This is a genomic window from Rhodoplanes roseus (genome assembly GCF_003258865.1).
GTDB classification, from domain to species: domain Bacteria; phylum Pseudomonadota; class Alphaproteobacteria; order Rhizobiales; family Xanthobacteraceae; genus Rhodoplanes; species Rhodoplanes roseus.
Genome location: NZ_NPEX01000023.1, coordinates 16,911 through 39,060, shown reverse-complemented (window position 1 = coordinate 39,060; position 22,150 = coordinate 16,911). Strand labels below are relative to the sequence as shown.

21 protein-coding genes and 1 pseudogene are annotated in these 22,150 nt (G+C 70.3%); 16 read left to right on the top strand and 6 right to left on the bottom strand.

Annotated features, from left to right (window positions below):
- The 8 genes from CH341_RS35160 to CH341_RS05565 form a co-directional block, all read left to right on the top strand.
- A partial coding sequence (locus CH341_RS35160; protein WP_210208186.1) for a hypothetical protein occupies positions 1-261 on the top strand: 261 nt, incomplete at its 5' end.
- Positions 262-373: 112 nt separating this feature from the next.
- Entirely contained in the window at positions 374-658 is a 285-nt protein-coding gene (locus CH341_RS05595; RefSeq protein ID WP_111418045.1) for a hypothetical protein, read from the top strand.
- Between the two features lie 256 nt (positions 659-914).
- Positions 915-1,154 carry a DUF378 domain-containing protein gene (locus CH341_RS05590; RefSeq protein ID WP_111418044.1) on the top strand — a complete coding sequence of 80 codons (240 nt, stop codon included), beginning with the start codon at positions 915-917 and terminating at the stop codon, positions 1,152-1,154.
- Positions 1,155-1,327: 173 nt separating this feature from the next.
- Positions 1,328-2,005 (top strand): spermine/spermidine synthase domain-containing protein, encoded by a 678-nt coding sequence (locus tag CH341_RS05585; protein ID WP_111418043.1) that lies wholly within the window; start codon positions 1,328-1,330, stop codon positions 2,003-2,005.
- A gap of 314 nt (positions 2,006-2,319) precedes the next feature.
- On the top strand, positions 2,320-3,819 hold the full coding sequence (locus tag CH341_RS05580; RefSeq protein ID WP_111418049.1) for a replicative DNA helicase: 1,500 nt from the start codon (positions 2,320-2,322) through the stop codon (positions 3,817-3,819).
- 199 nt (positions 3,820-4,018) lie between these two features.
- Positions 4,019-5,209: an alanine racemase gene (gene alr / locus CH341_RS05575; protein ID WP_111418042.1), complete on the top strand. Its 1,191-nt coding sequence runs from the start codon at positions 4,019-4,021 to the stop codon at positions 5,207-5,209.
- Positions 5,210-5,389: 180 nt separating this feature from the next.
- Positions 5,390-5,617 carry an AbrB/MazE/SpoVT family DNA-binding domain-containing protein gene (locus CH341_RS05570; protein WP_111418041.1) on the top strand — a complete coding sequence of 76 codons (228 nt, stop codon included), beginning with the start codon at positions 5,390-5,392 and terminating at the stop codon, positions 5,615-5,617.
- Positions 5,614-6,030: a type II toxin-antitoxin system death-on-curing family toxin gene (locus CH341_RS05565; protein WP_111418040.1), complete on the top strand. Its 417-nt coding sequence runs from the start codon at positions 5,614-5,616 to the stop codon at positions 6,028-6,030. The genes CH341_RS05570 and CH341_RS05565 overlap by 4 nt, the downstream gene beginning before the upstream one ends.
- Positions 6,031-6,133: 103 nt before the next feature.
- On the opposite strand, the pseudogene CH341_RS05560 reads toward CH341_RS05565, so the two are convergent.
- The 4 genes and pseudogenes from CH341_RS05560 to CH341_RS05545 form a co-directional block, all read right to left on the bottom strand.
- A pseudogene (locus tag CH341_RS05560) lies at positions 6,134-6,894 on the bottom strand (IS5 family transposase).
- 83 nt (positions 6,895-6,977) lie between these two features.
- Positions 6,978-8,222, bottom strand: coding sequence for an NAD(P)/FAD-dependent oxidoreductase (locus CH341_RS05555; RefSeq protein WP_111418038.1), 1,245 nt, complete (start codon positions 8,220-8,222; stop codon positions 6,978-6,980).
- Between the two features lie 109 nt (positions 8,223-8,331).
- Positions 8,332-9,054: an RES family NAD+ phosphorylase gene (locus CH341_RS05550; RefSeq protein WP_245430894.1), complete on the bottom strand. Its 723-nt coding sequence runs from the start codon at positions 9,052-9,054 to the stop codon at positions 8,332-8,334.
- Complete coding sequence (locus tag CH341_RS05545; protein WP_245430893.1) at positions 9,038-9,571, bottom strand: MbcA/ParS/Xre antitoxin family protein; 534 nt, start codon at positions 9,569-9,571, stop codon at positions 9,038-9,040. The genes CH341_RS05550 and CH341_RS05545 overlap by 17 nt, the downstream gene beginning before the upstream one ends.
- Here CH341_RS05545 and radA point away from each other — a divergent pair.
- From radA to CH341_RS05505, 8 genes are all read left to right on the top strand, one after another.
- On the top strand, positions 9,564-10,967 hold the full coding sequence (radA, locus tag CH341_RS05540; RefSeq protein WP_111418035.1) for a DNA repair protein RadA: 1,404 nt from the start codon (positions 9,564-9,566) through the stop codon (positions 10,965-10,967). The genes CH341_RS05545 and radA overlap by 8 nt on opposite strands.
- 81 nt (positions 10,968-11,048) lie before the next feature.
- Positions 11,049-11,312: a type II toxin-antitoxin system prevent-host-death family antitoxin gene (locus CH341_RS05535; protein WP_111418034.1), complete on the top strand. Its 264-nt coding sequence runs from the start codon at positions 11,049-11,051 to the stop codon at positions 11,310-11,312.
- Positions 11,309-11,746: a hypothetical protein gene (locus CH341_RS05530; protein WP_245430892.1), complete on the top strand. Its 438-nt coding sequence runs from the start codon at positions 11,309-11,311 to the stop codon at positions 11,744-11,746. The genes CH341_RS05535 and CH341_RS05530 overlap by 4 nt, the downstream gene beginning before the upstream one ends.
- 194 nt (positions 11,747-11,940) lie before the next feature.
- Entirely contained in the window at positions 11,941-12,561 is a 621-nt protein-coding gene (locus CH341_RS05525; protein ID WP_111418033.1) for a CvpA family protein, read from the top strand.
- 158 nt (positions 12,562-12,719) lie between these two features.
- Positions 12,720-14,210, top strand: a complete 1,491-nt coding sequence (gene purF / locus CH341_RS05520; protein ID WP_111418032.1) for an amidophosphoribosyltransferase — start codon at positions 12,720-12,722, stop codon at positions 14,208-14,210.
- Between the two features lie 406 nt (positions 14,211-14,616).
- Positions 14,617-15,357, top strand: coding sequence for an SDR family NAD(P)-dependent oxidoreductase (locus CH341_RS05515; RefSeq protein WP_111418031.1), 741 nt, complete (start codon positions 14,617-14,619; stop codon positions 15,355-15,357).
- Between the two features lie 271 nt (positions 15,358-15,628).
- Positions 15,629-16,567, top strand: a complete 939-nt coding sequence (locus CH341_RS05510) for a glycosyltransferase family A protein (protein ID WP_111418030.1) — start codon at positions 15,629-15,631, stop codon at positions 16,565-16,567.
- A gap of 8 nt (positions 16,568-16,575) precedes the next feature.
- A complete protein-coding gene (locus tag CH341_RS05505) occupies positions 16,576-18,633 on the top strand; it encodes an FkbM family methyltransferase (RefSeq protein ID WP_111418029.1) in 2,058 nt (685 codons plus the stop codon).
- A 53-nt stretch (positions 18,634-18,686) separates the two neighbouring features.
- Here the strand turns inward: CH341_RS05505 and CH341_RS05500 are convergent, their stop codons facing one another.
- Both CH341_RS05500 and CH341_RS05495 read right to left on the bottom strand, forming a co-directional pair.
- On the bottom strand, positions 18,687-20,624 hold the full coding sequence (locus tag CH341_RS05500) for an acyltransferase family protein (protein ID WP_170149486.1): 1,938 nt from the start codon (positions 20,622-20,624) through the stop codon (positions 18,687-18,689).
- A gap of 263 nt (positions 20,625-20,887) precedes the next feature.
- A complete protein-coding gene (locus CH341_RS05495) occupies positions 20,888-22,150 on the bottom strand; it encodes a TCR/Tet family MFS transporter (protein ID WP_245430891.1) in 1,263 nt (420 codons plus the stop codon).

Sequence of the window (22,150 nt, the reverse complement as noted above, 5' to 3'; positions counted from 1 at the left end):
GGCGCCTCGGCGTGGCCAGTCCGGCACCCCGAGGCGGTCTGCGCCACCGCCGCATTAGCGTCGTCGAACACCGAGCCGATCGTGTCCGCTCGCGATTGCACCGGTGCACGAGCGTATTTGCAGCGCAGCAACGCGCTGCCGCCGGCTCGACACTTTCCCGACATCTTCCCGGCCGTGGCGAATACGATTCGCCATCTTTCGACGAACTCATATTGGGTGCCACGAACATTTCAAGCCGCCGCCGCGAGCACCTTTTGTTGATTGGCGAAAGCCGGTGCTGCACCGCACATGTCGCCCCGACGGACAACAAAAACCCCTCGACGGTGGCGACCTCGATCCGTCTGCGCCACCGGTCTTCAGGAGCACAACAACCATGACCCCCATCCGCTCGAACGCGACCCGCTTCGCCCTCGCCGCCGTGCTGACGCTCGCGACCGCCACCGGCGCCTTCGCGGCCTCCCGCAGCGAGATCAACGCGGCCCAGGCCGCCCGTGAAGCCGCCGCGCAGCGCACCCAGGCCGCCTGGGGCGCCTATGCGTACCAGCCGAGCACGCCGTCCTTCGGCGCCTATGGCGACGCCCCGCAGGGGTACGGCTACGGCTATACGAGCCTGTCGTCCCCGGATCGTCACGATCAGGCCAAGGGCGACATCGACTGACCCAGGCTTCTCCTCCGAAGCTGCCCAGAGGCCGGCGCTCGCGCCGGCCTCTTTTCGTTCGGGACGACCATCGCGCAACGCATGAAGCGCAACGCGGCGGTATCAGCGAGCTTGGGTCCGCGCATCGCGGTGGCGTCGCGATTGCGGCCGTTCGTCTCGCTTGCCAGCGACATCGTCAAGCGAGCGGAACAACCTTGCCGGCTCCCGTTTCTCCCCTGGGACAGCATCCCCGAACGCAATCTCACGGGAGTTACGAATGAAAGCCGTCAATCTGATCACGCTGCTGCTCGTCATCGTCGGTGGCGTGAACTGGGGCCTCGTCGGCCTCGCGCAGTTCGACCTCGTCGCCACGCTGTTCGGCGGCCAGAGCGCCACCTTGTCCCGCATCGTCTACGCGCTGGTGGGTCTCTCGGCGCTGTGGCAGCTCGTGCCGTTCTCGAAGGCCATGTCGACCGACGAGCCTCTCGCCGAACGAGGCTACCCGACCGCGCGCTAACGACGCACGAGGTCCTGACGCCGATCGACGAACGGGTCCCGCCACGCGGGGCCCGTTCGCGTATTCCGAGGGTCGCGTGACGGAGGTTCCGGGCGACGTCGGGCGAGTGGTGCCGCCGTTCCGGGTCCTGTAGAGGATCGGGATCGCTTCGCTCCCCTCGCCGAGACATCGACGTGATCCCCTGGACCCTGCGCGACAGCACCGACATTCCGGAGGGCGGTACGCTGCGGCTGATGCAGCGCGGCGCCGAGTTCTCGATCATGCTGGGATCCGTCGAGCTGATGAACAGCCGGCGCGGCGGCTCCGAGGAGGCGCTCGGCACCCTGGCCTGCCAGCGGATGTTTGGGCGGACGCGGCCCGAGATCCTGATCGGCGGGCTCGGCATGGGCTTCACCCTACGGGCGGCGCTCGCCGCGCTCGCCGACGACGCGCACATCACGGTCGCTGAGCTGGTGCCGGCCGTCGTGGCCTGGGCGCGCGGGCCGATGGCCGAAGTTTTTCGCGGATGCCTCGACGATCCGCGGGTCGCGATCGTCGAGACCGATGTCGGGCGGGTGATCCGATCGGCGCGGACGCGCTTCGACGCCATCCTGCTCGACGTCGACAACGGCCCGGATGGACTGTCCCGCACGGGCAACGACGGTCTCTATGACGCCCCCGGACTGGCGGCCGCATCCACCGCGTTGCGGCCCGGCGGCGTCCTCGCCGTGTGGTCGGCCAGACCCGACAAGGCCTTCGGCCAAAGACTTCGCCGCGCCGGCTTCGCCGTGGACGAGACTTCGGCCCGCAGCCGCACCGGACGCGGCGCCCGGCACGTGATCTGGCTGGCCGCCAAGCCCGCCGCCGCGTGAGCGCACGCCATTTTCCGCGCGGCCAGCCTTACGCCCCTACCCTGTCGCGGTCATCGACACGTCGTCCGCGAGCCGGCCGAGTCTCGGCCACGGTCAAGCGGATTCACCCGACATCGAACGAACAAATTTTTTGGCGGTGATCTGCGTGGGAAACTGCCGAGGCGAGTCGCTTCACGGGCCCGCATGCGCTATCCCGCGCCTCCCGAGCTTGGTGCCGCGTTCCTCTGGCGAGCTTGCGTACAAGCCGACGCTGCAAGGCGTCACCGGACGCCGTTCGTGTCCGTTCACAAGAACCGTAGATGTCGCAGACCGTCATGGCCGTCGAGACCATCGCCCGCAAGATTCCGACCGACCGCGCGCCGTCGTTCCGCACGGCGCCGCACAATATCGAAGTGGAGCAGGCGCTGCTCGGCGCCATCCTGGTGAACAACGAGTCGTTCTACCGGGTCTCTGACTTTCTCGAGCCGACGCATTTCTACGAGCCGATCCACGCCAAGATCTTCGAGCTCGCCACCAGCCTGATCCGGGCCGGCAAGACCGCGACCCCGGTGACGCTGAAGACCTTCCTGCCGGCCGATCTCGACATCGCCGGGCTGACCGGCAGCCAGTACCTGGCGCGGCTCGCCGCCGAGGCGACCACGGTCATCAACGCGATGGACTACGGCCGCACGATCTACGACCTGGCGCTGCGCCGGGCGCTGATCGGCATCGGCGAGGAGCTGGTCAACGAGGCCTACGATTCGCCCGTGGATTCGAGCCCGCGCGACCAGATCGAGGCGGCCGAGAAGAGCCTGTTCGAGCTCGCCGAGACGGGCCGCTACGACGGCGGCTTTCAGCGCTTCGCCCAGGCGCTCACCACCGCGGTCGACATGGCCGCCCAGGCCTATCAGCGCGACGGCAGCCTGTCCGGCATCGCCACCGGGCTGAAGGACCTCGACCGGATGATGGGCGGCCTGCAGCACTCCGACTTGATCATCCTGGCCGGCCGCCCCGGCATGGGAAAGACCGCGCTCGCCACCAACATCGCCTACAACGTCGCCAAGGCGTGGGAGGGCGGCGTGCGCCCGGACGGCCGGATCGAATCGACCAATGGCGGCATCGTCGGCTTCTTCTCGCTCGAAATGTCGGCCGAGCAGCTCGCCACCCGCATCATCGCCGAGCAGACCGAGATCCCCTCCTACAAGATCCGCCGCGGCGAGATCGAGGCGCACGACTTCGACCGCATCGCCGAGGCGGCGCGGGACATGGAGGTGGTGCCGCTCTACATCGACGAGACTGGCGGCATCTCGATCGCTCAGCTCACGGCGCGGGCGCGCCGCCTCAAGCGCCAGCGCGGCCTCGACCTGCTGGTGATCGACTACATCCAGCTCCTGTCGGGCTCCTCCAAGCGCGCCTCCGAGGGCCGCGTCCAGGAGATCACCGAGATCACCACCGGCCTCAAGGCGCTGGCCAAGGAGCTGGCGGTGCCGATCATCGCGCTCTCGCAGCTCTCGCGTCAGGTGGAGAACCGCGAGGACAAGCGCCCGCAGCTCTCGGATCTGCGTGAATCGGGATCGATCGAGCAGGACGCCGACGTGGTGATGTTCGTGTTCCGCGAGGAGTATTACCTCAAGAACCGCGAGCCGCGCCCCGGCACCGAAGAGCACTTCAAGTGGATGACCGAGATGGACGCCGTGCACGGCAAGGCCGAGGTGATCCTCGGCAAGCAGCGCCACGGCCCCACCGGCACGGTGCAGCTCCAGTTCAAGGCCGAGGTCACCCGCTTCGCCGACCTCGCCGACGAGGACAAGCTCCCGGCCCGGATGGAGGATTGAGGCTTTCCAGCGCGTTCGCCGTCTCGTGACCTTGCCGGGCCGCCGGGGTGCCTTTCACCTCTCCGGGCTAGGCGGAGAGGTGCCGCCCTGTGCATCCCTACCCTTGTCCCCAGGCGCGAACGGGTTTAGTGCCGGACCCCCGGCCCCAGGCCGGCGGACGTGATGGGAGGGCCCGATGACGGTGCAGGACTTGCCGAGGATGCGCGCTGACGAGCTTCAGCAGGGCGCCGCCGGAGCCGCCGCCGCTCCGGGTGCGGACCGCTCCGTGCCGGTCTCCGAGGCCGGGCCTCCCGTGATGGAGACGGGTGGCGTCCTCACCATCGACCTCGCCGCCATCGTGGCCAACTGGAGCGACCTCGCGCGCCGTGTGGCGCCGGCCGACTGCTCCGCCGTGGTCAAGGCGGACGCCTATGGCTGCGGCCTCGTCGAGGTCGGCGGCGCCCTCGCCCGCGCCGGCTGCAAGACCTTCTTCGTCGCCCATCTGTCGGAGGCGCGCGCCCTGCGGCGCGCCCTGCCCGACGCCGTGATCTACGCCCTCAACGGCATTCCGCCGGGAGGCTCGGCGGCCTTCGCGGACGCCCGCGTCCGTCCGGTGATCGGCAGCATGCCGGAGCTGGTGGAGTGGGACGCGTTCTGCCGCGTCAACGCCTGGACGGGCGGCGCGGCGCTGCATGTCGACACCGGCATGAACCGGCTCGGGTTGAGCGTCGAGGAGGCGGCCGCCCTCGCCGTCCGGGTCACCGCGCCCGACCACGGCATCGCGCTGGTGATGAGCCACCTCGCCTGCGCCGAGCAGACCCGGCATCCGCTGAACGAGCGCCAGATCCAGACCTTTCGCGAAGTACGCATGCTGTTCCGCGGCGTCGACTCCTCGCTCGCCAACTCCTCCGGCATCTTCCTCGGCCCGGCGACCCATTGCGAGATGGTGCGCCCCGGTGCCGCCCTCTACGGCCTCAACCCGACGCCCGACGTGGCGAATCCGATGCGCCCGGTGGTGCGGCTGGAGGGCCGCGTCGTCCAGGTGCGCAAGGTGCGCAAGGGCGAGACGGTCGGCTACGGCGCGAGCTGGACCGCATCGCGTGACAGCCGCATCGCCGTCGTCGCGGTCGGCTACGGCGACGGCTTCTTGCGCGCCGCCGCGGCGACCGGGGCCGAGAAGCCGATCGCCATCGTCATGGGCAAGCGTTGCCCGATCGTCGGCCGCATCTCGATGGATCTTCTGGCCGTCGACGTGACGGCCCTGCCCGAGGTGTCGCCGCGCCGCGGCGACTGGGCGACTCTTCTGGGCGAGGAGTTCGGCATCGACGCCGCCGCCCCCTTCGCCGGCACGATCGGCTACGAGGTCCTGACCAGCCTCGGCCGCCGCTATCACCGCAGCTGGCGGAGCTGAGGCGGCCCGCGTAGGCACATGGCGCGGACCAGGCATGGCAGGATCGGCGCTCGGCGCCGTCCGGGTCCAGACTTCGCACCACAGCGCACCGGTCCGACGAGCGGCGGCTCATGCGCCGATCCACCTACGTTGATCGGTCACGCTCCACTATAATAAATTCCCTATGGAAGGAGCGCCATCATGACCGTCCTGAAGCTGACCGCGATCGGATCCTCGACCGGCGTCGTCCTTCCGAAGGAGGTGCTGGAGCGCATGAACGTGGCCAAAGGCGACTCCCTCTATCTCGTGGAGGCGGCCGACGGCGCCTATCGGCTGACGCCCTACGACCCGACGATCGCCAGAAAGATCGAAAAGGCCGACGATATCGTGCGCCGATACCACAACACGCTTCAACGCCTCGCAAAATGACGGGCGCCGGACTTGTTTGGCTAGACGACGCCGATGTTCTCACGCTCCACGATCGTCTCCTGGCCCTACACGGCGGCCCCGCCGGTTTGCGCGACGAGGGATTGCTGCACTCCGCGCTCGCCCGCCCTCGACAATTGGCGGTCTACGGCGAACATGCCGATGTGATCGACTTGGCGGGGGCCTACACGGCTGGCCTGGTCAAGAATCATCCCTTCATAGACGGCAACAAGCGGACCGGTTTCGTCGTCGGCATTCTGTTCCTGGAGCTGAACGGCTACCGCTTCACGGCGAGTGAGGATGCCGCCGCGGCGGCTGTTCTCGATCTCGCAGCCGGATCACTGGACGAGCGCGGCTATACGGCGTTCCTGCGCGAGAACGTCGTGGCCGATGCTGAGAGTTCGGATAGCGGCTGAAGTTTTTGGGCGGATCAGGCACGTGACGCGTGATCCGCCAATGAGGTCTCGCCGGCGGGTCACGCGCCGGTGGCGCTGACCCGATCTGCGCTAGGGTCGGGACTCAATTGAGCCACCAGGCGACGGTGGCAGCCAGGATTGCGCCGGCGAGGAAGTTTCGGGCGAGCTTGTCGTATCGGGTCGCGACGCGACGGAAGTCCTTGAGCCGCGAGAACATCCGCTCGATTCGATTGCGGCGCCTGTAGGCGATGCGATCATAGGGGATCGGCTGCTTGCGGCTGGTGGTCGACGGGATCACGGCCTTGGCGCCGCCCTCGGCGAGCAGGCGGCGGAGGCTGTTGGCGTCGTAGGCCTTGTCCGCGATGAGGCCGGTGATCGGCCCGACCCGGGCGATCAGCGTCGGCGCGAACGCGATGTCGTTGATGTTGCCGGGCGAGAGCAACAAAACGACAGGCCGGCCGCAGTGATCGGTCAGGGCGTGGATTTTCGTCGTCCGCCCGCCGCGCGAACGGCCGATCGCCTGCTTGAAGGCCCCCCTTTTCCGCCCGCCGCCGAGCGGTGGGCCTTGATGTGGGTCGAGTCGATCGCGACCGTCGCGATGATGCCGGTCGAGCCCGTGAGCGCTTCGAAAATCTCGAACCAGAGGCCTTGCCGGCTCCAGCGATTGAAGCGGTTGTAGATGGTCGTGTAGGGGCCGTACCCCTTCGGGCAGTCGCGCCAGCGGGCGCCGATGCGCAGCATGTGCACGATGCCGCTGATCACCCGCCGGTCGTCGACCCGGTGAGCTCCACGCCGGCCACGCGGCAGGTGGGGCTCGATCCGCGCCCATTCGGAATCGCTCAGCCAATAAAGCTGCTTGCTCATCAAGGGCTCCGTGCCCCCCGGAGCCCTTGAATCAGTCAATGCCCCGCGTCGCAAGCGAATTGAGTACGAACCCTAGAGGTTGCTCACCGCGCCCACCGCTCCGGCCGGAACGGCGCGCGATCGACCATCGGCGCCTCGCCCGTCATCATCTCGGCGAGCAGCCGACCGGTCGCGGGGCCGAGGGTAAATCCCTGGTGGCCGTGGCCGAAATGGAGCCACAGGCCGTTGTGGCGCGGCGCCTCGCCGATCAGCGGCAGCATGTCGGGCAGGCAGGGGCGCGTGCCGAGCCACGGGGCGTTCTCCACCGGCCCGCCGAGATCGAGGAGGCCGCGCGCCGCCTGCTCGGCCCGATCGAGCTGGACCGGGCTCGCCGGCGCGTCGATGCCGGAAAACTCGGCCCCGGTGGTGAGCCGCAGGCCCGCCGCCATGGGCGCGGCGACATAGCCGAAATCCGCGTCCTTGAGGGGCAGGTCGAGCCCGGGCGCCGCGCGGAAATGGCGGTGATAGCCGCGCTTGCGGACCATCGGAATCCGGTAGCCGAAGCGGCCCAGCAGCGCCGGCGCCCACGGCCCGAGCGCCACCACGGCGGCGCCGGCCTCCAGCGGGCCATCGGCGGTCTGCACCCGAAAGCCGCCGGCCGGGCGGGCCTCGAGCGTGCCGGCGTCGCCGTGGACGAGCGTTCCGCCGGAACGGACGAACAGCTCGGCATAGGCGGCGACCAGGGCACCGGGATCGCGCACCGCCCAGGTGTCGAGCCAGTGCAGCGCGCCGGCGCCCGTGTCCTTCAGGCCGGGCTCGGCGGCCGCGAGATCCCGGGGCGACATCCGGCGAAACGCCAGGCCGAAGACCTCGTGCAGCCGCTCCGCCTTGACCGTGTCGGCGTCGAGCTTCGCCTCGCTGCGGTGAAAATCCCGGTAGCCGTCGCGGCGGACGAGATCGTCGGGAACCCCCGCCGCCGTCATCAGCGCCTGGTGCTCGGCGGTCGCCCGGCCGATCAGGCCGGCATAGGCGGCCGAGATGACCCGGTGGCGCGTCGGCGCCGAGTGCCACCAGTAGCGCAGCAGCGGCGCGGCATGGCCGAGCAGCGCCGCGAGCTCGTAGCGCACGTCGTTGCCGCGGCCGAGCACGACCGCCAGGAGGCTCGCGACGTCGCGCGGCATCGGATAGGGCTCGACCGCCTCGGCCTGGATCAGGCCGGCATTGCCGTAGCTGGTCTCGCGTCCGGGGGACTGGCGGTCGACCAGGGCGACCGAGCGGCCGCGCATCTGGAGATGCAGGGCCGTCGCCACACCGACGATTCCGGCCCCGAGAACAATCACGTCAGGCATTCGAAGACTTTCACACCATCTGCGGCCGCCGTGCAGCCGCCCGGATCACCGGTGCAAGCCCGATGCCGCCCGGTGTTACCTTCGATCTTGGCGCGGAATCGCGGCGGCATCACAACGGCACCCACACGTCGCGGGAAAAATCGAACCAGCGCGACACGCGCCGGCCGTCCCACTCGTACTGCAGGTGGCGCTCCTGGACCGGGATGCCGACCACGTCCGGCCAGAACGCCGCGACGCAGTCGCCGCCCGGATGCCGGACGCTGGGATAGACGATCCCGTCGCTCCCGGCCGCCCGTCGGGCGCGCCCGAAGGGTTGGCTCGCGGCGTAGGACTCCGGGTCGAGCAGCGGGCCCCGCTCGGGCTCGGGCAGCGCGGCGACGTCGTCCAGACGGTGGCTGATCGTGCCGACCAGCACCCGCATGTCCTCGCGGCGCAACGGGTCGCCGGCATCGGCGGCGAAGCGGCCGAAGTGATGAACCGTCTCGGCGATGGCGGTGTCGAGCGAGGCGGCCGCGTAATAGACGCCGAACGTCCCGTCGGAGAAGCGCGAGCCCTTCGGGTTGAGATGCGTGAACGCCGCCATGACGAAGGAGGCGCCCGGCCCGCTCACCCGCCGCTGCGGCGGCACCAGCGCGATCTCGCCGAGGGCGTCACGCACCCGCGGATTGGTCGCCTGCTCCAGCGCCGCGAGGACGTCCCAGACGGCGGGATCGGGCGTCAGCCGCTCGAACAGGTCGATGGGCGGATAGCGCGAGGCGATGATCCGCCACGCCTTCGGCCAGTCGACCAGCCGGGCCGGCAGGGTTTCGCGCGGCTCACGACCAGGGGGCACGGGCGGCATCGAGATAGGCCCGCACGGCGGCCAGATCCGTGACGTCCCCGGCCGCCATCCGGGCGAGCGGCGTCTGCCCGCCGAAGGCCGCGTTCGGCCGGTTCGGCCACGAGTCGGCGAGCGCCGGGTCCGAATAGACGATCTGCAGCGCCTTCCAGATCCCGGCGACCCAGCCGATCCGGCGCAGGGTGTCGTCCGGCAGCCGCACCACCCGGCCGCGCTTCCAGTCGTAAAAGGTGCGCTCCGCCGGATTCCCGAGGATTTTCCGGGCGGTGCGGTTGTCGACTCCCCACCGGTCCATGATCGCGAAGAAGCCCGTGACGGCGAGCCCATGGCGCTCGCCCGCCAGGATGTCCGCTTCGGTCCGCTGCTGCGGTAATGCAGTCATATGGCCTCTTACTGCGGTTTTGCAGTACGCCTGATATAGCACGATCGCGCGCAAATGCCAGGGGTGGGCGACGGGCCCGCGAATCGTTGACTTCTCCGGGCCGTGGAGGCCCACATCGGCGATGGCCAAGAAGACCGACGAATTCGTCTGCCAGAACTGCGGCGCCGCCTACAAGCGCTGGCAGGGCAAGTGCGACGCCTGCGGCGAGTGGAACACGATCTCCGAGGAGAGCACCGCGACCGAGCGGATCTTGTCGGCCGGCCCCGGCCGGCCGCCCCGCAAGGGCAAGCCGTTCGCCCTCGCACCGCTGGCCGGCGAGCAGAAGGAGGCGCCGCGGCTTCCGTCCGGCAACAACGAGTTCGACCGGGTGGCCGGCGGCGGCCTGGTGCCCGGCTCGGTGCTGCTGGTCGGCGGCGACCCCGGCATCGGCAAGTCGACGCTGCTGATCCAGATCGCCGGCGCGATCGCCGCCGCCGGCAACCGCTCGGTCTACATCACGGGCGAAGAATCGGTGGCGCAGGTGCGGCTGCGCGCCGAGCGCCTCGGCCTGACCAGGCTGCCGGTCGAGCTCGCGGCCGAGACATCGGTCGAGGACATCATCGCAACCCTCTCGCAGGGCAAGGTTCCTCGCCTCGTCGTGATCGATTCGATCCAGACCATGTGGACCGACATGGTGGAGTCCTCGCCCGGCACGGTGACCCAGGTGCGCGCCTCCGCCCAGATGCTGATCCGTTTCGCCAAGCGCTCCGGCGCCGCCGTGATCCTGGTCGGCCATGTGACCAAGGACGGCCAGATCGCCGGCCCGCGCGTCGTCGAGCACATGGTCGACGCCGTGCTGTCCTTCGAGGGCGAGGGCGGCCACCATTTCCGCATCCTGCGGGCCGTGAAGAACCGCTTCGGGCCGACCGACGAGATCGGCGTGTTCGAGATGACGGGCGGCGGCCTGTCCGAGGTCGCCAACCCGTCCGCCCTGTTTCTCTCCGAGCGCGACCTCGGCGCCCCCGGCACCGCCGTGTTCGCCGGCATGGAGGGCACCCGGCCGCTGCTGGTCGAGATCCAGGCCCTGGTGGCGCCCACCTCGCTCGGCACGCCGCGCCGCGCCGTGGTCGGCTGGGACCCCAGCCGGCTGGCCATGGTGCTGGCCGTGCTGGAGGCGCATTGCGGCGTGAAGCTCGGGGGTTACGACGTCTACCTCAACGTCGCCGGCGGCCTGCGCATCCAGGAGCCGGCGGCCGACCTGGCGGCGGCGGCCGCGCTGGTCTCGTCGCTCGCCAAGACTCCCCTGCCCGCCGACGCCGTGCATTTCGGCGAGGTGTCGCTGTCGGGCGCCGTGCGTCCCGTGTCGCACGCCCCGGCCCGGCTGAAGGAGGCCCAGAAGCTCGGCTTCGCCCGTGCCGTCGCACCGGACGCTACCCGCGGCGGCGAACGCGACGGCCTCTCGATCGCCCCGATCGCCAGCCTGAACGACCTGGTCGCCCGCATCGTGCCGGACCGCCCGGCGCCGCGACGGGAGGCGCGGAGCTAGAGGAGGACTCTTGAACGGCCTGCGGCTCCGCCGTAAAATACATATCCTTCAGATAATGCGAACGAGACGCAGGATTCAGACATGAAGGTCTCGACCGCGGACTTCATCAGGAACTTCGGGTCGCTGTCCGACAAGGCCCTCTCCGAGCCCGTGACCATCACCAAGAACGGCCGGGACCGGTTGGTCGTGTTGTCGGCCGAGGAATATGCTCGCCTCAAGCGGCGCGACCGCCGGGTGGTGACGCTCGAGGAGTTCACCGAACAGGAGGTCGCCCTGATCGCCGAGGCCGAGGTTCCGCCCGGCCACGAGCATCTCGACGCGGAGCTGAAAGACTGGCGGCCGTGAGCTGGCCGGTTCCTCAGCCGGGCCTGGTGATCCGGTACTCTTACCTGTGGGCTCGCGAGGCTCGCGAGGGGCGGGAAGAAGGCCTCGAGGACCGCCCCTGCGCCATTGTGCTGGTCGTTCTTCGGGACGGCGACGCTCCGCTGGTGCGCGTGCTCCCAGTAACCCACTCGCCTCCCGCCACGCCCGCCGATGCGCTCGAAATCCCTCAGGCCGTCAAGCAGCGGCTCGGTCTCGATTCGGATCGCTCCTGGGTGGTCCTGACCGAGGCCAACGACTTCGTGTGGCCCGGTCCGGACCTGCGGCCGGCACTTCCGGGAGACCTCTCCTCCGCGGCTTACGGCTTTCTGCCTCCGGGCTTCTTTCGGGTGCTGCGGGACCGCATCACCGAGCAATATCGGCTGAAACGACTGAGGGCGCTTCCGCGGTCGGAGTAGCGCTCCCCCTGCAGTGGCCGGACCCGGCCCCCCGCCATGACCGCCTTGCCACAGGTCGCGCAGAACCGTCGGCAGCGCCGTGGATTTCTCGGCGGGCCGGTTCCCAGCCGAACGAAAAATGCTCTATACACGGGCCGCATCCCGTGGCCGGCGCATGTCCCGGCGGGGGACCCCATGGAACGAGCCCGCCTCAGATGTACCTGGACATCTTCCTGATCGTCGTGATGCTGATCTCGGGGCTCCTGGCCATGGTCCGCGGCTTCATGCGCGAGGTGCTGTCGATCGCGGCCTGGGGCGCGGCCGCGGTGGCGACCCTCTACGCGTTTCCTCGCCTCCTTCCTTACGCCAAGCAGTATTTCAACAATGATTACGTCGCGATGGGCGCGGTCGTCGGCGGCGTCTTCCTGCTGACCCTGATCATCGTCTCGGCCCTGACGGTGCGGATTTCCGACCGCATCCTGGACAGCCGGATCGGGGCGCTCGACCGCACCCTCGGCTTCCTGTTCGGCCTCGGCCGCGGGCTCCTGATCGTCGTCGTCGCCTTCATCTTTTTCGACTGGCTGGTCCCGGTGAAGTCGCAACCGGACGCGGTGCGCAACGCACGGTCGCATGTCGTGCTGAAAGGGACCGGCGATTGGCTGATGTCCCTGTTGCCGGAAGACCCCGAGAACACCATCTTGAAGCGGTTCAAGAAGCGACCCGCCGACGAGGATCCGGACAATCCGCCCGAACAGCGTTCGGACCGTGTGCCGAGCCAGCGTCTCGCGGACCTCGATGGTCCCGACGGGACGCGCACGAGTGTGGTGCTGCGGTAGCGTAACGAGGCTCTGTCGGGCCTCTTGAACGTGACGGCCGATCCGTCCCCGCCCCGGCGGGACGACGGAGCGGTCGTCCTTCTGTTTTTCGTGGCCGGGCTTCCGGCCGTGTCGCGGGCCCGCCGGTCCGCCCCGTCGATGCCCCGAGGGAACTGCCCATGACTGTCTCGACCGACCACGAGCAAGGGTTCTCGATCTTCGATCCCGCGCTCGACGGCGACCGGCTCCGCGAGGAATGTGGCGTCTTCGGCATCTACGGGCATCGCGACGCCGCCGCCATCACGGCGCTCGGGCTGCACGCCCTGCAGCACCGTGGCGAGGAGGCGGCCGGCATCGTCTCGTTCGACGGCAGGCGCTTCCATTCCGAGCGGCGGCTCGGCCTGGTCGAGGACACGTTCTCCAAGCGCCACGTCATCGAGCAGCTTCCCGGCCACATGGCGGTCGGGCATGTGCGCTACTCGACGACCGGCGGCACCATCCTGCGCAATGTCCAGCCTTTCTTCGCGGAGCTCGAATCGGGCGGCTTCGCGGTCGGCCACAACGGCAACCTCACCAACGGGCTGACGTTACGGCGCCAGCTCGTCGGCGAAGGCGCCATGATGCATTCGACCAGCGACACCGAGGTGATTCTGCACCTCGTCGCGCGCTCGCGCCGCAACCGCTTCGTCGACAAGTTCATCGAGGCCCTGCGGCTGCTCGAGGGCTCCTACTCGCTGGTCGCTATGACCAACAAGAAGCTGATCGGCGCCCGCGACCCGCTCGGCATCCGGCCGCTGGTGCTGGGCGATCTGGACGGCTGCCCGATCATCACCTCGGAGACCTGCGCGCTCGACATCATCGGCGCCAAGTACGTGCGGGAGCTCGAGAACGGCGAGGTCCTGGTGTTCGACGAGAACGGCGCCCAGTCGCACAAGCCGTTCCCGCCGACGCCGCCGCGCCCCTGCATCTTCGAGTACATCTACTTCTCGCGGCCGGACTCCATGGTCGGTGGCCGCAGCGTCTACGAGGTCCGCAAGAACATGGGCCGCGAGCTCGCCCGCGAGGCGGCGGCCGCCGCCGACGTGGTCGTGCCGGTGCCCGACTCCGGCGTGCCGGCGGCGATCGGCTACGCCCAGGCCTCCGGCGTCCCCTACGAGCTCGGCATCATCCGCAACCACTATGTCGGCCGCACCTTCATCCAGCCGACCCAGTCGGTCCGTGAGCTCGGCGTCCGCCTCAAGCACAACGCCAACCGCGCCGTCGTCGCCGGCAAGCGGATCGTGCTGATCGACGATTCGCTGGTGCGCGGCACCACCTCGGTGAAGATCGTGCAGATGATGCGCGAGGCCGGCGCCACCGAGGTGCATTTCCGCATCGCCTCGCCGCCCATCACGCACCCGGACTATTACGGCATCGACACGCCGGAGCGCGAGAAGCTGCTCGCGGCGACCCACACGATCGAGGAGATGCGCCAGTATATCGGCGCCGACAGCCTCGCCTTCCTGTCGGTCGACGGCATCTACCGGGCGGTCGGAGAGCCGGGCCGCGACAATGCCCGCCCGCAATTCACCGACCACTGCTTCACCGGCGAGTATCCGACGCCGCTGACCGACATGTCCGACGATGCCAGCGCGCCGCGCCAGCTCTCGCTGCTGGCCGAAGCGAGCTGAGGCGGACGGCCGGGCCATGCACCGGCACGCAGTTGCGGCGGCCGATCGACCAGACGATCGGCTGACCCCGTCGTCGTCGCCGCGACCGCTCGCGCGGGCGAAGCCGCGGCGGCCCCGCCGTGCGTGATGCATTGTCCCCTCGCAGTCTCGGCCCCGCCTCCCTCCGCGGCGGCCTAACCGATCATTGCAAAATTGATCGAGGTCTATATTCCGTGTCCGGAAACAAGGCCTGATCGGGCCGTACGCGCAACTCGAGCGGACCGTCGCGATGGTGGTCGCGGCGGCCCGGATCGGGGACGTGTGTGGTCGCGCCGGCGGTCCCGTTTTCCCCGCCGTCCTCTCCCGCCGCGGCCGAGATCTCTTCACCTTCAATCACTCAGCTCATTCGATTGGACTCGACCGCCGCATGACCAAACCGCTCGCTGAAAAGATTGCGCTCGTCACCGGGGCTTCCCGCGGGATCGGCTACGCCACCGCCCTCGCCCTCGCCCAGGCGGGAGCCCATGTGATCGCCGTCGCCCGCACGGTCGGCGGCCTCGAGGAGCTCGACGACGCCATCCAGGCGGCCGGCGGCACGGCGACGCTGGTCCCGCTCGATCTCACCGATCACGACGGCATCGCCCGCCTCGCGCTCGTGCTCGACGACCGCTACGGCCATCTCGACATCCTGGTCGCCAATGCCGGCCAGCTCGGCCCGGTGACGCCCGTCCCGCATGTCGAGGTCAAGGAGTTCGACACGCTGATGCAGGTGAACGTCACGGCGAACCTGCAGCTGCTGCGCTGCTTCGACGCGCTGCTGCGGCGGGCCGACGCTGGCCGTGTCGTGTTCGTGTCGTCGGGCGCAGCCCATGCCGGGCGGGCCTATCGGGGACCCTACGCGATCTCCAAGGCGGCGCTCGAAGCGATGGCCCGCACCTATGCGGCCGAGACCGTGACGACGCCGATGCGGGTGAACGTGTGCAATCCCGGCCCGACCCGCACCAAGATGCGGGCGGCCCTCATGCCGGGCGAGGATCCCAAGACCGTCCAGCCCCCGGAGGAAGCAGCCGCCGCGATCGTATCGCTGTGCCTGCCCGGCTTCCAGGAGACCGGCCGGCTGTTCGATCTGCGCGCCGGCCGGCTTCTGCACTACAATCCGCCGGACTGAGTGCGGCGGGCCCGACCCGGCTCCTCGCGCCGGAGAAGCGGCTGCGGCTGCGCCGCCGGTGCGCCGCCGGTGCGCCGGGGGTCTGCCGCCGGCTTGCGGCGGTGGAGAACATGTTACGGTTGCGTATAGCGAACGCGCAGGCGTCGGGCCGCACTTGCCCGTCGCGGTCCGACCCACCCATCGGAGGGGCTCTGCAGGTCGATCAGGTCGATACTGTAAGGTCGTCGCATCGAGCCCCGCGCCGTCGAGGCCGTTTGGACAGGTACAGCTTTTGAAGCTCTTCGGACGTCCCCCGCAACGCCCCCGGGAGCCTCTCCCGATCGCCATCCTGTCCTTCGATCGGCCCACCTATCTCCGCTCCACGCTCCTCAGCCTGCGCCGACAGACCACGCCGGCCGACCCGGTCCTCCTGTTCCAGGACGGCGCCTTCAATCCGCACAGCGGACGTCTCAAGGGCGACCAGACCCGGATCGAGGCCTGCGTCGCGCTGTTCCGCGAGATCTTTCCCTGGGGCGAGGTGTTCCAGGCGCCCGAGAATCTCGGCATCGCCGACAACTACCAGCGGGCCGAGACGCATGTCTTCGTCCAGCGCGACGCCGCGGCCGCCCTGTTCCTCGAGGACGACCTCGTGCTGTCGCGCCATTATCTCGGCGCCGTCGACCGGCTGATCGGCTTCGCCCTCGCGGATCCGCGCATCGCCTATGTCTCGGCCTATGGCGATATGTGGGCGCGACGCATCGCGCAGTGGCGCGACCGGCGTCGCCTCATCCACATGCACGAGAACTGGGGGGCCGCGACGACGCGCCGGGCCTGGCAGGACGAGCAGCCGTTCCGCCGCCGCTATCTCGCGTTGCTCGAAGGGGCAGACTATTCGGACCGCGACCACGAGCGCATCCGCGCGTTCTTCCGCGAGCACGGGCTCGACACCCGCATCACCAGCCAGGATGCCGCCCGCTGGCTCGCCACCGTGCTGCTCGGCAAGGTGCGGTTGACCACCGCGGCCTGCTACGCGCGCTACATCGGCCGGTTCGGCGAGCATGCGACGCCGGACTACTACCGCGCCGGCGGTTTCGCCGGCACCCGGACGGCGCTGTGGCCGCCGGCCGACATCGAGCCGCCGAGCGACGAGGAGATCGCGCAGTGGCTGGCGGCCGAGCGCGAACGGTTCACCGGGGCCTTCACGCCCTTCTACTCAGGCCACAGCGAGTGAGAGCGTCCTTGCCCGAGATCGTCGTTCGCATCGCCCCGCCGGCCTGCAGGAACGGAACCCGGACCGTGGCGGCGGAGATCACCGGCTTCGGCAAGGACGCGGTCCGGCTGTGGTACCGGATCGCCGACGAGCGGCCGATCGCCGAGGTCGCCGTCGCGCACGCTTTCGCAGTCTCCATCATCAACCAGGCCATGGCGGCCGGCCGCGACCTGGTGATCGAAGGCCCGCTGACCGCCGGTATCGTCACCAATCTCCACGACTACCAGCGGGCCTTCGCGGCCTGGATGCCGGAGACGTTCCGCCCGGTGGCGGTGCGGGCCCGCACCCTGCTGCCCGAGATGGCCTACCAGCCCGAGAAGCGGTTCGCGGTGCCGTTCTCGGGCGGTCTCGACAGTTGCTACTCGGCCCGGATGCTCTCCCGGGACGGCACGCTCGGCGCACTCGTGTCGGTTCACGGGCTCGATGTCGGTCTCGACCGGACGGACCAGTGGAACGCCGTCGCGACGGGCCTGCGCGGCTGTGCCGAATCGCTCGGGGTGCCGCTGATCGAGGTCGCCACCAACTGGAACGAGCTGGCGGTCCGGCTGCCCGGCTATCTCGGCTACTTCCTGCCCGCCGTCGCGGCGGCTCTGCTCACCGACCAGTACGGCGGCGTCGCGATCCCGTCCTCCTACGGCTACGACCAGCTCGTGCTGCCGCTCGAGACCAATCCGCTGACCGACCCCCTGCTCGGGCGCCCCGGCTTTCCGGTCCGCCACCACGGCGCCGAGGCGCATCGGATCGACAAGGTCGAGGGCATCGCCGGCTGGCCCGCGGCAGTCCGCCAGCTCCGGCCCTGCGACCAGACCAAGCCGGACGGAACGGCCTGCGGGCGCTGCCGCAAATGCATCCACACGGCACTGACCTTCAGCGCGCTCGGGCACCCGGTGCCGGAGTCGCTCGGCGGCGTGCTGCCGGAGCGCACCCTCATCGAGCAGTTCCCGCTGACGCCCTACTCGACGCTGGCGCTGCAGGAGGCCGTGGCCGCCGCGCGGCGGCGCGGCGCCACCGCGGAGTGGATCGCAGCCGTCGAGGAGCGGCTCGCCACCAGCACCCTGCCGAAGACCGCGGCCGAGCAGGACGCCGACGAGCTGCGCCGGCGGCTCGACTACGTGCTCGGCGGCGCCACGATGCGGTCCGGCCCGGCCCGGCTGTTCCGGCGGATCGGCCGCGCCTTGCGCGGGCGAACGGGCCCGCGCGGCCTGCCGGCCTGGACGGCCGCGCCCCGAAAGCCGCAGGTCGGCCCGACCTGGGCACAGCCCGAGGGACCGGCGGCGGCCCGCTCACCCCGCGGCCGCGCCATCCATGTCGACGCCGCCGACCTGCGCGGGCGTGCCCTGCTGCACCGGCCGGGCGGCCTCGATCCGGCGGCGTCGCAGCTCTGGCAGACTCTCGCGCGGGCGGAGCCGTGGACCCACATCGTCGACGTCGGCGCCAATTACGGCGAGATGCTGGTCGACCTCCCGGTCGACGCGGCGGTGCGGCTGATCGCGATCGAGCCCAACCCGCATGTCTGCGCCTATCTGGACCGGACGCTGCGCGAGGCCGGCCACGCCGCCGTGCTGGTGCAGGCGGCCGTCGGCGACCGCGAGGGCACCGTGGCGCTCACCCTCGATCGGACCTGGTCCGGCCTGTCGGCCGCGTCGATCCATCGGACCGAGTCGGCCGGTCACCGGCTGGAGCAGGTCGTGGTCGGCATGACGACGCTGGCGCGCCTGCTCGACGACGGACGTCCCGACCCGGGCAAGCGGGTGCTGGTCAAGATCGACGTCGAGGGCCAAGAGAGCGCGGTCCTGGCCGGGCTCGGCGACGCGGCGCGCTTCGCCGCCTTCGCGGCCCTGGTGGAGATCCGGCATCTGCCGGTGCGCGATCTCGAAACCATTCTGGGCGTCTTCGCGATCGAGCTGCTCGAGACCGCGACCGGAGCGCTGGTTCCGGTGCCGGACGCGACGCCCGAGCATCTCTCGGGACTGCTCGCGACCGGCCGCTTCCATCCCCTCGACGTGGTGCTGCGACCGCGGCGCTGAGCCGGCCGCGGCCCCGGACCGTCACGGTCCAGAACCGTCACGTTCGAGGACCGTCAGGGCAGCCCCAGCGCCCGCACCACATGCGCGGCGCCGACCGCGGTGAGGTGGGCCGGGTCGAAGGTGATCAGCGTGTCGGGCACGGCGCCCAGATGGGTGAGGCAGCCGCGCTCGTCGCACAGCGCCCGGTACGGCGACGCGTAGACGGCGCCGTTCGCCTCGACGAACGCCCGCATGGTGCGGTCGAGCCGGGCGATGTCGGACTGCAGGCCGTAGGTCAGGCGGTCCGGATACTGGCCGCCGGAGCGCGCCGCATAGCGCAGCAGCACCTTCGGCAGCGCGATCTGCCACTGCGGCACCGGCCCCACCACGACGATCCGGGCGACGCCGGCGCGCTTCAACGCCGTCAGCGTCGCATCGAGCCGGCGCCAGTCGTGGTCCCGCCAGTTGGCGGCCAGCACCACGGTGTGCGGCCTGAGCCGGGTCAGCCGGTCGAAGACCGCCTCGTTGATGGCGCGGCAGTTCGCCCGGTAGCTGAAATCGGTCGCCAGCAGCGGCGGACAGCCGCTCGCCGTGTACTGGGCCATCCGGCCGGCGACCGGCGCGAGGCCGGCATAGAGATGCGCGGCGTGCGAATCGCCCCACAGCGCGACGAGGCGCGGCCCGGCCGACGGCGGGTCGACGCAGTCGCCGAACACGTGCGCGTTCAGATCCTCCAGGAAGCACGACCCCGACCGGTAGGCCGGCCCGGTCTCGTAGCGCCACGCCGCGAGGCCGCCGGTGTCGGCCGGAACGCGGCCCGGAAAGCCGTCGAGCTGGTTGGTCGCGAAGGCGGCGCCGCCGATGCCGGCGAGACCGACCGCCAGCACCGCCACGCTGTGCTTGCGCCACCGCCCGAACCGCAGCGGAGTCTCGACGAAACGATAGGTCAGCCAGGCCAGCAGCACGGCGAGGACGACGGCCGCCATCCGCACGGCCGGCTCCCAGCCGTCCAGGATCGCGATGTGGGCGAACGACAAGAGCGGCCAGTGCCAGAGATAGAGCGGGTAGCTGATCAGGCCGACCCAGACCATGGCGGGATGGGCCAGCACGGTGCGGTTGACGATCGCGCCCGGCCCCGCCGCGATCAGCAGGCAGGCGCCCGAGACCGGGACCATGGCGCGCCAGCCCGGAAACGGCATCTCGCGATCGAGCAGCGCCAGTGCGCCGACCAGCAGGGCCGCACCGGCGATCGACATGGCGTCGCGCAGCGCCGGCCGCTCCGGGCTGCCGGTCCCGGTCGCCGCCGCATGGGCGAGCAGCGCCCCGGCGGCGAGCTCCCAGACCCGCACCAGCGGCGAGAAGAAGGCCTTCGGATCGTCCGCACCGACCGCCCACAGGTTCCAGGCGAGCGACACGGCGCCGACACCCAGGATCACCATCCGCAGGTTCAGCCGCAGCCGCCAGCCGAGCCACAGCAGCAGCGGCCACACGATGTAGAACTGCTCCTCGACGCCGAGCGACCACAGATGCAGCATCGGCTTGGTCTCGGCGGCGGCGTCGAAATAGCCGACCTCCCGGCGCAGCGCGAAATTGGCGATGAACGCCGCGCCGGCCGCGATGTGCTTGCAGAGCTGCTTGAACTCGTCCGGATAGAGCAGCAGCCCGCCGGCCAGGTAGGACGAGCTCAGCACCGTGGCGAGCGCCGGGAAGATGCGGCGGACCCGTCGGGCGTAGAAGTCCGGGAGGCTGAACGTGCCGCGGGCGAGGTTACCGAGCAGGATGCCGCTGATCAGGTAGCCGGAGATGACGAAGAAGATGTCGACCCCGACGAAGCCGCCCGGCATCGCGGCCGGAAACGCGTGGAAACACACGACTGGGAGAATCGCCACCGCCCGCAGACCGTCGACATCGGCCCGATAGCCGACATGGACATGCGCCGCCGCCCCCGCCCGGGCCGTGGCCGCCGCTGATCCAGTGCCGAAGCTGCTTGCGGTAACGTCTTGCGACGTCATCGTTTCCCCTGCCTCGCCTCGGCTGCCCGAACGGCCGCCTGCTTCCCTGCACCGGACACCCGGCGACATCGCCAGGGCACGGCACGGCTCGCTGCGGACGCGCTGCGTCCGCCCGTCCGTTCACACTTTGGAAACAATCGAGGCTCGCGCGCCCGAAGGCAAGTCCGGTCGGGCGGCCGGGGGCCTGTTCCTGGCGCGAATGTGACATTTCCGCCGCCCGCGGGACGGGAGCACCGCCGCGTCGGCGGCGCCCGGCTGCGCCGCTAGCGGGCGGTTCGCAGGGCCAGGATTGTGGCGACCAGGAGCAGGCCGGCGGACAGGAAGAACGGAGCGCCGGGCCCCGGGACCGTCTGGCCCGGCGCCGCCAGGGCCATGGCGTAGACCTGGGAGAACAGGCCGGGCCCGATCAGGCCGGCGATCCCCATCAGGCAGGCATTGGCGCCCTGCAGCCGGCCCTGCTCGGAGGGGCCGAGCCGCCGGCTCATCAGGCTGTTGCCGGCCGCGTTGGCGAAGCCCCACAGGCTGGTGAACGGGATGCCGATCCAGAAGATCCAGCCGACCGGCGCATAGCCCTCGATCAGCAGGCCGAGGATGCCGGCCGAAAAGCCGACCAGCATGGCGTTGCGCTCGCCGAGCAGGCGCACCCCCGGCCCGATCAGGCCGCCCTGGACGATCACGGCGGCGAGCCCGACCGCCGCCATGGTGAAGCCGATGGTGCGCTCGTCCCAGCCGTACCGGAAGGTGAGGTACAGGACGCCGATGGTCGGCAGCACGAAATGGGCGAGCTGGCTGACGAACCACACGCCGGCGAGGCCGAGGAGCTGCGGCTGCGAGCGCAGCAGCACCAACGCGCCGACCGGATTGGCGCGGGCGAGCGCCAGCGGCGCCCGCTTCCCGGGCGGCAGCGATTCCGGCAGCACGAAGAAGCCGTAGCCGGCATTGAGCAGGCTGAGGCCGGCGGCGATCCAGAACGGCAGCCGCGGATCGATGCTGCCGGCGAGCCCGCCGATCGCCGGCCCGACCACGAAGCCGAGCCCGAAGGCGGCGCCGAGCATGCCGAAGCGGGCGGCGCGCTTCTCCACCGGCGTGACGTCGGCGATGTAGGCGAAGGCGGTGGAGATGGAGGCCGAGGCGATGCCCGAGACGACGCGTCCGGCGAACAGCCAGCCGAGGCTCGGCGCCAGCGCCATCACGACATAGTCGATCCCGACGCCGAAATTGGAGATCAGGATCACGGGCCGGCGGCCGAAGCGGTCCGAGAGCGCCCCCTGCACGGGCGAGAAGACGAACTGCATCAGCGCGAAGGCGGTGCCGAACAGCCCGTACCAGGAGGCCGCGGCGACCTCGTCGCCGCCGAGGAAATCCGCCACCAGCCGCGGCAGCACCGGCACGAAGATGCCGACCGACAGCATGTCGATCGCCACCGTGACGAAGACGAAGCCGAAGGCGGCACGCCGCGGACCGGACGGAGAGGGATCGGCCACGGCTTCGGGCGGCCCGGCCACGCCGGCCGGGCTGTCGGGCAA